Origin of the sequence: Exiguobacterium sp. s191, from assembly GCF_018618955.1 — a bacterium.
Classification (GTDB): Bacteria; Bacillota; Bacilli; order Exiguobacteriales; family Exiguobacteriaceae; genus Exiguobacterium_A; species Exiguobacterium_A abrahamii.
In genome coordinates, this window is the sequence record NZ_JACSNC010000001.1 from 875,890 (window position 1) to 888,112 (window position 12,223).

The following is a 12,223-nucleotide window of genomic DNA, read 5'->3' on the forward strand; positions in this document are numbered from 1 at the left end:
TCTATCATGAAACGATTCTTATCCGCATTGCTCGTAGCGGCTGTCATCGTTGGGGTACTCAGCCCTTCGTTGATCGCTGAGGCCGCGACGAAGTTGACCGTGACGACGGATGTCTTGCGCGTCCGCGAGAAACCGTCGACATCGAGTAAGATTCTCGGTAACGTCTACAAAGGGAACGTCTACACATCAAAGGGAACGTCCGGCAGCTGGTATAAAATCAGCTACAAATCCCGCACAGGCTACATACACAAGAACTACGTCAAATCGTCTTCGTCGAAATATACGTCGACGGGAACGAAGTATACGACGGTCGGCACACTCAACGTCCGGACGGGTGCTGGAACGAAGTATAAAGTCGTAGGACAGCTGAATAAAGGGGTTGCCGTTGCGACATACGGCACGTCAGGGAGCTGGACACGGATTCTCTACAAGGGAAGCTACCGCTATATCTCGACGCAATACGTTTCGAAGTCAAAACCATCGACGACGACGAAAAAGTTAAATGTTCCGTACTACAACCAATATTCACTCGGGTATCCATCTGGTTGTGAGTTCGTCTCGTTGAAGATGGCACTCGAATACAAGAAAAAAGCCGTTTCTGCTGCGTCACTCTATAATCAAATGCCGAAAAGCATGAAGAACGCGACGTATAAGAACGGGAAGTATTACTGGGCAGATCCAGAAAAAATGTTCACGGGGAATCCAGCCGGAACGCTCGATTACTACAAGAACTGGGGCATCTATCCGAAAGGGATCCTACCACTTGCGAAAAAATACCGCAGTGGTGCCGTTGATATCTCGAAACAAGGCGTCTCGAAAATTGAGAGTGAGATTCGTAGCGGTAACCCGGTCATCGTCTGGGCAACGGTCGATTTCAAGAATCCATATGGCTACTTCTCTTGGATCAAACCGGACGGTAAAACATTCACAGGTTACCGGAACTATCACGTCATGCTCGTGACAGGTGTCTCAAGCGGTTCGTTCTACGTCTCGGACCCATACCGCGGCAAGTACAGTGTCAGTCGCTCGCAGTTCACATCCGTTTTCAATCAAACGGGACAATATGCGTTATCTGTTCGTTAAACCCTCATCCGGTCGCTCCCACGCGACCGGATTTTTGTCATTTTCAGACATATCGATACGAAATCTACTGTAAAATGAAGGAGTTCACCTGCTAGGTGTGTAAAAGAATGACAATGTATCCATGAAAGGAAGTGAAGAGATGGAAGATCCACGGATCACGCGTCTCGAGCAGGAGGTCGCGGCGCTACGACAACGAGTAGCTGCCCTTGAAGGACAGCACACTTCGCCTGTCGCACCTGAACCGAGCGAACCAGAAGTGAGTACGGTCGCTCGCCCAGCCCCGCGCCCTGCTTATACGAAACGAAAACCGGTTGTTCCTCAACCAACATTTAAGGAAAAACGCTCCCGCGAAGAATGGGAACAGGTCATCGCGACCGTCTGGTTACCCCGGATTGGAGCGATATTCGCTGCACTCGGAGCCTTGTTCCTGTTCTCTTACGCCTCGGTTGCCGGTCTGATCAGTCCGCCTGTCCGCATCGGAAGTGGGGTATTGATCGGTCTACTCGTCATCGCCCTTGGAGAATACCAGTATGAGAAGAAACGACGCGAGCTCGGGGTCGGACTCGTCGCGACCGGTACGATCGTCGCGTTGGCGGCACTGTTCGCCGGGATGGCCTTATATCAATTCTATCCACCGTCTTTAGCCTTCTTACTTGAGCTCGTCGTCGTCTTCATCGCGTACGGTCTGATGCTCTGGATGCGATCGCAAGCCTTACTGGTCCTCGTATCCATCACCGGTTTCTTATTACCGTATCTACAATTATCGGACGACCCGAACTTACCACTCTTCTTATTGTACGAAGTCGTCTTGTTCGCAGCGATCTTCTTTGCTGTTGACCGACTGAAGGCAAAAAAAGCGTTCGTCTTCGCTTGGGTGATCTTTACGATCGCACTCGCGTTCGGCCTACTCTCGTTAGAGCTCTACTGGCTTGATGAACAGGTACCACGACTTGATGAATGGTCTCTCTTACTTGCGACATTCTTCGGTTACGGTGCGACATCGTTCGTCGGACGACGGATCCAGTTTCAGCCAAACGTTCCAAGCTGGCTTGCCGGAGTTGTCGTCTTACTGACGTTACTGATCCTCGACTGGTCGTTCGGAACGCTAGTAGCGATTTTGTTCGCTGGCGTTACCTACGTGCTTGCAGATCGTTTAAAGGATTCGGCTCAAAACGGCGTCGGTCACGTCGGCTTACTCGTCGCCGTCCTCTTGATTCCGGCAGATGCCCTCAGCTGGACGTATCAACTGCGCTACTTCTTGATTGCCGGGTTGATTGCTGCATTTTGGTTCGTTCCATGGGCGCGGATGCCGCATCAACGGTTGTTTAACGTCGGGTTGTATGTCATCTTCATCTTTTCTGCTGTCGTCGACTACGAAACCTATCAACGGCTTGGTCTTTCGTATGCGTTGACGGTGCTCGCGATGGTCATTGCTTCGACAGCATTCGTCTTGCTCCTCGTTCAGACACATCGTGATCCGGTTTGGAAGGGGTCGTGGCAACTCGTCCTCGCCCTTGCTGCAATCGGTGTCTTTACGACCTATACGTTGATCATCATGGAGTTACCATTCTACCGCGGTCTTGAAGAGACGGCGCGTAGTACGACGTTGTCCGCTGCTTATATCGTCCTCGCACTCGTCCTTGTCGCGATTGGTCGGATGCGGACGTCGTCGACGTGGCGATTATCCGGGTTGTTGCTACTGACTATCAGTGCCGTCAAGCTTTTACTATTCGATTTGTCGTTCCTGAGCTTGTTCCAAAAAGCGTTCGTCTTCATCGGTTTCGGGATCGTCACGTTCATCATTTCACGGACTTACTTCAAAAAACGTAAAGAACAAGCCTGACGAAGCGCTTGAATCGGTTGAAATGAACCGGTTCAAGCTTTTTTTATTGCGTAAAACTTTTTATTGATAACGATTATCATTGTCGTCTATACTATTTAAGGAACTGACTTAATTAGTAACAGGGGGAACCATACATGAAACAAGCATTATTGATGACGGGGGCGCTCGCCGTCGTTTTAGCAGGTTGCAGTGAAGCGAAACAAGCGGAGACACCGGCACCAAAAAAGACGAATTTTGACCAAGTCGTTGCGGATTACCGGACGTACGCGATCAACGAAATCGATACGTTCGTCCGCGAGACGGAAAAGTTCACGGATGCCGTACAAGCGGGAAAGCTTGAAGAAGCGAAAGCGTTGTACGCACCGACGCGGATGTATTACGAACGCGCAGAACCAATCGCGGAAGTATTCGGTGACCTTGATCCGAAGATCGATGCGCGAGCAGGCGACGTGAAAGCGTCGGAGTGGGGTGGCTACCACCGGATCGAGCAAGGATTATTCGAAAAGGGAACGACAAAAGGTTATGAAGCATACGCGAAACAATTGATGAAGGACGTCCACTTACTGCGGGCAAAGGTCGAGACGGTCGAGGTGACACCAGAATTACTCGTCACGGGGGCGACGGATCTATTGAACGAAGTCTCGACGTCAAAAGTGACAGGGGAAGAAGACCGTTATTCGCATACCGATTTATATGACTTCGCGGCAAACGTCGAAGGGGCTGAAAAGATTTACGAACTGTTGAACCCGGCGCTGAAAAAACAAGATGCGGCGTTATCAAAAGAGATTGCTGCTCGCTTCAAGGATGTCTACGCGTTACTCGATGCGAAGAAACAGGGTGCCGGCTATGTTCTCTATACGAGTCTCTCGAAACAAGACGTCAAACAGATGAGTGTCGCCATCAATGAACTCGCGGAACCGCTCTCGAAGATGGGCATCGTACTGGAGGGATAAGCATGAAACCAATCCAAGAAGGCGTCACGCGGCGTGACGTCCTGAAGGTCGCAGGCTTGACGAGTCTCGGGGCCGCCCTGTATGCCAGTGGTCTTGAGAAGTTCCTCCCGCGGACATTGACTGTTGAAGCAAGTGATCAAGAGCCGTTCTACGGGACGTATCAAGCGGGAATACTGACACCACCACAAAATCACGTCCAAGTCGTGGCGTTTGATATCAAGACGGAGCGCCGCGATGAATTGGTCGATTTATTAAAACGCTGGACGCGGTTATGTGCCAGACTTGCTGCCGGGTTACCATACGGCGATTCCGACTCTCGTTACGTGCCACCGGAAGATACGGGGGAAGCGGATGGATTATCTGCCGGTCACTTGACGTTTACGTTCGGGTGCGGTCCAAGTCTGTTTGACGGTCGCTTCGGCATCCGTCATAAACGACCGGATGCTCTTCAACCGTTGCCGACGTTCGATCTCGATCGTCTGGACGAAAAATGGAGCGGTGGCGACCTCGTCGTCCAAGTTTGCGGTGATGATACGCAAGTCGTCTTCCATGCGATCCGTAACCTCGTCCGTGTCGGGCGCGGAACGGTCGCGATGCGTTGGTCTCAAGCCGGTTTCCAGCGCAGTAAAGCAGCAGATGCCTCTGGTGGGACACCGCGTAATCTGTTCGGCTTCAAGGACGGCACAGGGAATCCTGATGTCTCGAAGAAGCAGGTCCGGAAAGAATCGCTCTTTTGTCAGTGGCAAGATGGTACACCGTGGTTGACGAACGGCTCGTTCCTCGTCGTCCGTCGCATCCAGATGCATCTCGAAGTCTGGGACCGGACGATCCTAAAAGAGCAAGAACGGACCTTCGGGCGCGAACGCGCTTCTGGGGCACCGCTCGGCTCAACAGACGAGTTCGCTTCCGTCACACCAGCGAAACGACAAGCTCGTGGCGAAGCCGCCTTACCGGTTGACTCGCATACCGCTGTCGCGCACGGGGCTGGGAAGACAGCGATCTTACGCCGTTCCTACTCGTATCAAGACGGCATCGATGAGAAGACAGGTGCCCTCGATGCGGGTCTACTCTTCTTATCGTATCAGCGTTCACCGAAACAATTCATCGAGATTCAGCGCCGTCTTGCCGCACAGGACCGATTGAATGAATACATCACGCACCGTGGAAGTGCCATCTTCGCTTGCTTCGGTGGAATCTCGAAAGGAGGCTACATCGGTGATGCGTTATTTGCGTAATCTCGTCCTTGTACTTGTATTCCTTGTAGCCGGTCAACAAACGGTGCCTGTCCATGCTGCTTCGACGGATGATCTCTATGTCGCGATCGGACAAGCCCTGTCTGCCGTCGCAAGTAAAGATCGCGCAGCACTGAATCAAGCGATTGATGAACTAGGACAAGCTGCTCAAGACTTACCTGATCAACAAGCGGCAATCACGAAAGCCGTCAAACAGGTCGATGCGAAACGGTCGGCAACGTTTCCGGAAGTCCGCGAGCAACTGACAGCACTCTCTGCTGCCGTCCGGAATCAAGAAGAAGCAACGAAACCGAAGACGGATCCGGTCGCGAAAGCAAAGGTGAAGCAATTGCTTTCGTTGACGAAAGAAATGCGGCAGGTCAAAGCGAGCGACCGTCCGGCAGCGGAGCAACGGTTGTTGACCGCTTGGGCGACGCACGAGAATCTTGTTCGTAATGACAGTGTCGGTCATTATGGCAACATCGAGATGGCACTTGCGTCGATCCGGATTGCGGCGGCGCGTGATTCCGCGGATACGAAGGAATGGAAAGCCGCACTTGATCAGTTCGATACGGCCGTTCAGTCCTTCCTCGACGGAAAGCAGGTCCAGGCGAAGAAAACGGGACTGCAGTCCCTGCTGACGCCACTTGAAAAGGCGCAAACCGCACTTGCGGCAAATGATTTACCGCAAGCGAAAGAAGCGCTTGAAGCGTTTCTGAAGACTTGGCCACGTGCGGAAGGTGAGGTTCGGACACGTAATGAAGGTCTCTATTCCCAGCTTGAATCCGATGTACCGCTGTTACTTGCCCGCCTGAAGCCGGAAACGAGGGAAAAGACGGCAAAAGAACTCCAGTCGTTTGAGAATGCTATCGCACAATTACAAACGAAGACGCATTATACGTTCGTTGATGCAATGCTCGTCATGCTGCGGGAAGGTCTCGAAGCGTTATTGATCGTCAGCGCGCTTGTTGCTTTCGCGCGGAAAAGTCGATCGAAACAAGAAGGAAAGGTTTGGGCAGGCGCTGGGCTTGGTCTGATCGCAAGCGGTCTGTTAGCGCTTATCTTGCAGACGGTCTTTCAGGCCTCGTTCGCAGCGACAGGTCGGGAACAAATTGAAGGATACACGGGCATCGTCGCCGTCGTCGTCATGTTGTTCGTCGGCTACTGGTTGCACTCGAAAAGCGCCGTCGCCAAACGAAAACACTTTTTGTCGACGCTTTCGACGACGTCTTTGTTCTTCGTCAGTTTCTTGACGATCTTCCGAGAAGGCGCCGAGACGTTGTTGTTCTATATCGGAATGGCACCAGCGATGACAAAAACTGCCTTGTTATCCGGAATCGGTCTTGCAATCGTCATCATCGGTCTCGTCTCGTACGCAGTCATTCAGATCGGTGTTCGTTTACCGATTCATCGTCTGTTCCAAGTCGCCTCGTGGTTGATCTATCTGATGGCGTTCAAGATTCTTGGTACGAGTCTGCACGCGTTACAGCTGACGAACGTCTTACCGATCCACCCGATCAATGGTCTCGGAACCGCCGGCTGGATTGGCTTTTATCCGACGCTCGAGACGCTCCTCCCGCAAGTCGTCCTGATGGTTCTGATTGCCTTGTTTACGATTTGGCAAAAGCGGCGTGCGTCTTCAATCCAGACTGCTGCTTGATCCATTTTTCAATTTCAGGTTTCAACTATTATGTTTCGGGTATAACTTCTTATCAGCAGCTTGCTGCATGAAGGAGAGGGATTTTTATGCTTGAAACACGCATCGTACGAAACATGACCGCTGTCGACGCAGAAGTGACGAGCCTCAAATCAAGTGGCTATTCGAATAAACAGATTTATATCTTTGCGAAAGACGAAGAACTCGCGGAACGGATCGCGAATGACACGCAGACGTTACCGTACCGTGTGACGAAGAAGTCGTTCTTCGAGACATTACTGTCAGCCGTCCGGAGCAATCGGAAAGACCGGATCGCTCAGTTGTCCGAGCTTGGCATGACGAAGGATGTCGCCGAGGACTTAGAAGATGAAGTCCGGCACGGTCGGATCGTCATCGTCGGTTCGAAGTCCGATTTACTGAATCCAGCGTTCGCAGCGTCGTACGTGACGGATGAAGCAACCGATTATGGTGCCGGTGTTCCGAAACTCGAAGATGAGGAAACGACGACGACGTTACCAGCCGATCAAAACGTCAAGTTAAAAGATGAATGATACATAAGCCTCCTGTTTCTCAGCGTAGAGACAGGAGGCTTTTGTTTAGCCTTCTCATGGAAGGGAATGGGAAAATTGAGAGGAGGAGAGACAATGCAATTCTTATATGTCGGTTATTACGATGCTGAGCGGATGGATGCTTTATCGAAGGAAGAGATCGATGCTTTGATGTCGCGTTGTGATGCGTTGATGAACACCTTCAATGAACAAGTCGATGTCCTATCAGACTGGCACCCGGGACTTACGACACAAGCATTTTACTGGCAGGATGGGGTCGTACAGAAGAATGTAGAGCCGGATCGAACGCATGGGGAGCAGATTGGCAGTTTGATTGTCTTTGAAGCACGTGATTTGGATCATGCGATGGAACTGGCTTCCCTTCATCCGACGACTCAAGTCGCAGAAGGGGAATCTTACGGTTGGCGCGCGGAAGTCCGACCGTTATCAGCTATCTCTTAATGTACAGGTTATGAACGACGTTTACGATTCAAACTAGTCTACGGCACGCCCGTTGCTCGAACATGTTGAACATGTACTGGAAGATCAACCGCTCGGTGGCAAAGGGCTCATGTAAACCAAAACCCCTCCTCTAGTTGAGAAGGGGTTACATACTGTTAGGTTGTCTTCCACTCGATATCGATGACGTCCGCTGCTCGTACCATGCGGCGCATACCTGTCGATGTGACGAGTTCAATTGTTCCGCGGTCATGAAAAATCGCTTGGATCGAACCGGATACCGTATCGAGTTGTTTCAATCGGACGTGGACCGTCTGTCCGGTCCGGACTGCACGTTCCATGATGTGTTGTAAGGAGAGGCGATCACGAACGATCGTCTCTTCGCGTGATTGATACAGATGCTCAAGATGAAGGATATGCTGGCGTGAAGTCAGTTGTTTCCACTTGCGATTCGATCGTTTTTTAGATGCGAACATGGCTGACCACCTCCTGAATTGAGTCGTACGCTAGATAGTCGTGCGCTCTGCTTCAGTTATTTCCCTTCACGAACAGTGCTTAAACACGTGCTCCTGACATTTTTTCACGAAACGCCGCGATTGCCGCAATCGCTTCTTGATCGTACTCGACCTCACCCGGTGCATTTCCTTCGGCAAGAATCGCTGTCTCAAGCGTCGCGCCAAGGAACGATGCGATATGCTCGAACTGCGTGACGAGCGCTTGTCCTTTAACGCGTGGATTGTCTCCTCCGACCGCGATCAAGTGGAATCGTTTCCCCGCCATCCGGCTTTTGAAGTCGAGCTCTTCGTCGCGCAGTGATTCGCTGAATCGATCGATGAATAATTTCATCTTCGTCGACATCGAGTACCAGTAAATCGGAGTGATGAACAGGATGTCATCGTGTTCAAGCATTTCTTCGACAATCCGGCGATAGTCATCGCCAATCGGCAAAAAGCCTCCATGATGACGGCGGTCTTCAATCGGCTGAATCGAGACGTTCGCCAAATCGACAGCAACATGAGGGATTCCTTTCAATGCTTGTTCCCCGAGCCATTCACTGTTTCCTTTACGTGAGCTACCAAAAATCGTATACATATCGTGCATCTCCTTTTGAATTCGATTGTTCTATTCTATTCCAAACTGCACTGTCAATACACCGATATGCTCACAATTGGTTTTGAATAAGGGTTTTGCGGAAAAAGACAAGAAGACGAAAAACAAATAGGGGAGGAACGGTCGAATGGAGAGAAGCACGCTCATTGCGCTAGAAAAACACTTATATGCCATCCACCTCGAGATGGATGGACTGGCGCGACTCATTACGAAACAATTGATTCATTTGAGCCAAGTGGCTGCATCCGTCGAACATTTTCGACGGATGAGCTTTGATATCTATAAACATCGGACGTCACTCGAGCAGATCCCGTCACAAGTCTTGTATGAGACGGCACTCGACTACGAAGACTGGCTCGAGGAAGAGTTTGATGAGATTCCTGCTAGCTGGCAACTGGCGACGAAAGAGGAAGAGGCACTCGAGCAGCTCTGGTGGTTCGAATTCTCACGAATTCAAGCGGAGCTCGAAGAATGGCTCAGTCTCTATCTGATTCGCCGGATTCGAGAAGACGTTCGTTACATGCCGCCGGTGATCGAGAAAAATGCCTATGCTTTATCAGAGGATGCCCGCCATGTCTTTTGGCGCCTCTTACAACGCTCCGTCGCGAAGCCTTCATCAAAGATCAAGGCGAACCAACTGTCATGTCGGATGGGCATCTCTGAGATTGCCCGCTGTGCCCGACTTAATCAAGACCGGACGCGTCGTGCGATTGGTGAACTAACGCGTCGTGGTCTGATTGCGATCGAGGAGGATGATGAGAAGCTAAAAATGCGGCTCCGCCTTCAAGTCATCTGATTGAAGGCGATGAACCGTTCGATCATCCGTTCATCCCGACGTGCGGATGGACCGATCCAAATCAGGTGACCGGGACTTTTCGATTCAATGAACTGCGCGTGAGGAATGCTCCGTCGTGCGTGTTCCGCATGCTCGAACGGAACAGCACGGTCTGACTTCGAATGGACGATCAAGACGGGACACGTGACGGCTTCAAGCCGTTCTCGTTCTAAGTCTTGTGTGATATCAAACAAGACACCTCGCCCAGGACCATTTTGAAGACCAACCTCATATAATAACGACGCATCCGTCTCACTAATGTGGGTACGGATCGTTTCGCGTGGTAAAAGACTCGTCATCTCGACCATCCGAACCGCTGCTTCTTCAGGAAACTTACGAATCTTATCCTTCACATACGTCCAAAGCCCCCACTGGATGAGCTGCAAAGGACGTTGTAAGACCGGTTGGATCAAAAGACGGTGATACGGCAGCGAGATCCGGTGCGTCATCGCACACGCTAAGACGAGGGCATGAACGCCTGGATCCATTCCAGCAAGTGCAATTGCCGTCGGTCCGCCGGCAGAGATGCCGTAAACGGTGTACTGTTCAATCTGGCGGGAAGCAAGCCACCCAGCGTAGAACGTTGCAAGCGCCTCTGGACTATCTGCGAGCTGAAGTGGCGTTCTTCCGTATCCCGGACGTGACGGTACGATAACACGATATCCTGCCGTGATTAACTTTTCGACATGGTAGACCTCCCGGTAATCCGACTGCGTACCATGAATCAAAAGAATGACGGGACCGCTCCCGCTATCTCGGTAATCAAAGCGCTGACCATTCCATTCTGCGATATAATGCATCCAAATTCTCCTATCTCTTAATTTTTACCATTTTATTGTTAATTTAATATTCATTTTCATGTATACTGTAAAGTATAACCAAACCATTGTGACTTAGGAAATGAGGATGCGTAGTGTCTAACGAAAAATTAACGAACCGTGACCGCTTACTTGCTGTACGAGAAATCTTCGAACGTCAGTCGGATGAAGACCATACGTTGACGCTTGAGGAATTGAGCATGGAACTCTCGAAACGAGGACTGATCGAGAAGCTATCCCGAAAATCGTTGAAGGATGATATTGCGGCACTTGCCAAATCAGGTTTTGACGTCGTGGCGGAAGAGACGAAGAATGGACTTGCCATTCCGTATCATCTCGTCAGTCGTCCCTTTGAGCATCATCAGCTCCGATTGCTCGTCGATGCCATCGCCAGTGCGAAGTTCATCTCGGAAAGTGAGACGACGTCGCTCGTTAAGACGATTCAGTCGTTGACGAGTGACAAGATGGCGGAGTCACTCCAACCGGTGCTACATACTGTCAAAAAACCAAAAGGAATGACGTCGCGCTCGATCGATACGATTCAGAAAGCAATTAGCGATGGGTTCGTCATCAGTTTCCAGTACCAAGGAAAGTTTAATGAACGGACGCGGAAGTTCGAGTTACGGAAGGATGGCGAGCATTACCTCGTTTCTCCGGCTCATCTGTTGATGGATAACGGAAATTACTATTTGATTGGACGCGATGAGCGGATCAAAGAGATCCGGACGTACCGGGTCGACCGAATCGTCGATTGTAAAGCGTTCGAACCGATGGAAGAACCGGTCCATGTCGAGCCGAGTTACTTAAGTAACATGTTCAACATGTACGGGGGAGAGAACGAGCAATTGACGCTTAAATTCCAGGAGAGTCTGATGCCAACCGTCGTCGACCGGTTCGGGACAGATATCCGCTGCCGTCGCCTCGATGACCTCTGGTTCGAGGTCAAGGTCGATGCGCTCTTTTCCGACGGTTTCATGATGTGGCTGATTCAGTTCGGCAACCAGGCGGAAATCATCGCGCCTGTCGAACGGCGGGAGACATTCAAGAACAAGGTGGCAGGTCTTGCGACGATGTACCAAGTCGAAACACCTGCTCTCTAAGGGCTAAAGCAAGGTTCACTTGACCGTGGATCTTGCTTTTTTAAATTGTCGAGAAAAAAACTTTTTGTCGTTTTTTGTCGGATATTCATATTTGAATATTTTAAGCGAATAGTTCCAGTTACTATTAAGGGTATCTGATACTTATGTAGGAGGAACGACATGCAACAGATGGAAAAAAGCCAATCAAACGGGATGCGGAAACTAGCTGCTTTCCTCTTCTTCGTTTGTCTATCCTATACATCGTGGTACTTATTCTCACTTTTTGTCTTTCATCTCGTGTTTCCAGAAGATGTCGTGACATCCTTAGATATCGTCGTGTTCGGATTCAGTCCGGTCGTCGCTCTTGTCGTCACCATCGGCTCGCTACGCTTGATCGAACGACGCATGAAACCTAAATTCACACCCCTTTTATTCATCGGATATACGCTCTCGACAAGTATCTTGATTTATTACGCGATCGTGAACGAACTTCTGCCCCGACTGTGACTTGCAACTCCCCAGCAATTGGCATATGCTACGCTTATAGCTTGCTAGGTAAGGGGGGATACGATGAACGCACAGTATATCCTCGACTGGATGCCGCTC

General features: G+C 50.6%; 13 protein-coding genes. 10 read left to right on the forward strand and 3 right to left on the reverse strand.

Features of this window, described 5'->3' with window-relative positions; all coding sequences use genetic code 11:
* Window positions 1-6 precede the first annotated feature (6 nt).
* The 7 genes from KNQ09_RS04650 to KNQ09_RS04680 all read left to right on the forward strand — a co-directional run bounded on the left by KNQ09_RS04650 (window position 7) and on the right by KNQ09_RS04680 (window position 7,778).
* Window positions 7-1,083 carry a C39 family peptidase gene (locus KNQ09_RS04650; RefSeq protein WP_058703424.1) on the forward strand — a complete coding sequence of 359 codons (1,077 nt, stop codon included), beginning with the start codon at window positions 7-9 and terminating at the stop codon, window positions 1,081-1,083.
* 139 nt (window positions 1,084-1,222) lie between these two features.
* Complete coding sequence (locus KNQ09_RS04655; RefSeq protein WP_214812961.1) at window positions 1,223-2,926, forward strand: DUF2339 domain-containing protein; 1,704 nt, start codon at window positions 1,223-1,225, stop codon at window positions 2,924-2,926.
* 134 nt (window positions 2,927-3,060) lie between these two features.
* Entirely contained in the window at window positions 3,061-3,879 is an 819-nt protein-coding gene (gene efeO / locus KNQ09_RS04660) for an iron uptake system protein EfeO (RefSeq protein ID WP_064299890.1), read from the forward strand.
* 2 nt (window positions 3,880-3,881) lie between these two features.
* Complete coding sequence (efeB, locus tag KNQ09_RS04665) at window positions 3,882-5,114, forward strand: iron uptake transporter deferrochelatase/peroxidase subunit (RefSeq protein WP_251138091.1); 1,233 nt, start codon at window positions 3,882-3,884, stop codon at window positions 5,112-5,114.
* Complete coding sequence (locus KNQ09_RS04670; protein ID WP_214858565.1) at window positions 5,098-6,771, forward strand: FTR1 family protein; 1,674 nt, start codon at window positions 5,098-5,100, stop codon at window positions 6,769-6,771. Before efeB ends, KNQ09_RS04670 begins: the two co-directional genes overlap by 17 nt.
* An 86-nt stretch (window positions 6,772-6,857) precedes the next feature.
* Entirely contained in the window at window positions 6,858-7,319 is a 462-nt protein-coding gene (locus tag KNQ09_RS04675; protein ID WP_064299887.1) for a YflT domain-containing protein, read from the forward strand.
* Window positions 7,320-7,412: 93 nt separating this feature from the next.
* Window positions 7,413-7,778, forward strand: coding sequence for a YciI family protein (locus KNQ09_RS04680; protein ID WP_064299886.1), 366 nt, complete (start codon window positions 7,413-7,415; stop codon window positions 7,776-7,778).
* A 155-nt stretch (window positions 7,779-7,933) separates the two neighbouring features.
* Here the strand turns inward: KNQ09_RS04680 and KNQ09_RS04685 are convergent, their stop codons facing one another.
* Together KNQ09_RS04685 and KNQ09_RS04690 are read right to left on the reverse strand one after the other, a co-directional pair.
* On the reverse strand, window positions 7,934-8,251 hold the full coding sequence (locus KNQ09_RS04685) for a hypothetical protein (protein WP_064299885.1): 318 nt from the start codon (window positions 8,249-8,251) through the stop codon (window positions 7,934-7,936).
* Between the two features lie 79 nt (window positions 8,252-8,330).
* A complete protein-coding gene (locus tag KNQ09_RS04690; RefSeq protein WP_214857628.1) occupies window positions 8,331-8,867 on the reverse strand; it encodes a flavodoxin family protein in 537 nt (178 codons plus the stop codon).
* Window positions 8,868-9,012: 145 nt separating this feature from the next.
* Between KNQ09_RS04690 and KNQ09_RS04695 the strand changes: the two genes are divergently transcribed.
* Window positions 9,013-9,681: a hypothetical protein gene (locus KNQ09_RS04695; protein ID WP_064299883.1), complete on the forward strand. Its 669-nt coding sequence runs from the start codon at window positions 9,013-9,015 to the stop codon at window positions 9,679-9,681.
* On the opposite strand, the gene KNQ09_RS04700 is transcribed toward KNQ09_RS04695, so the two are convergent.
* Window positions 9,669-10,520 (reverse strand): alpha/beta fold hydrolase, encoded by an 852-nt coding sequence (locus KNQ09_RS04700; protein ID WP_214857629.1) that lies wholly within the window; start codon window positions 10,518-10,520, stop codon window positions 9,669-9,671. The two genes, KNQ09_RS04695 and KNQ09_RS04700, sit on opposite strands and share 13 nt — an antisense overlap.
* A 113-nt stretch (window positions 10,521-10,633) precedes the next feature.
* Here KNQ09_RS04700 and KNQ09_RS17580 point away from each other — a divergent pair, with 113 nt between their 5' ends.
* Together KNQ09_RS17580 and KNQ09_RS04710 are read left to right on the forward strand one after the other, a co-directional pair.
* Window positions 10,634-11,638 (forward strand): helix-turn-helix transcriptional regulator, encoded by a 1,005-nt coding sequence (locus KNQ09_RS17580; RefSeq protein WP_050677941.1) that lies wholly within the window; start codon window positions 10,634-10,636, stop codon window positions 11,636-11,638.
* Window positions 11,639-11,797: 159 nt separating this feature from the next.
* Complete coding sequence (locus KNQ09_RS04710; RefSeq protein ID WP_050677942.1) at window positions 11,798-12,124, forward strand: hypothetical protein; 327 nt, start codon at window positions 11,798-11,800, stop codon at window positions 12,122-12,124.
* Window positions 12,125-12,223 lie beyond the last annotated feature (99 nt).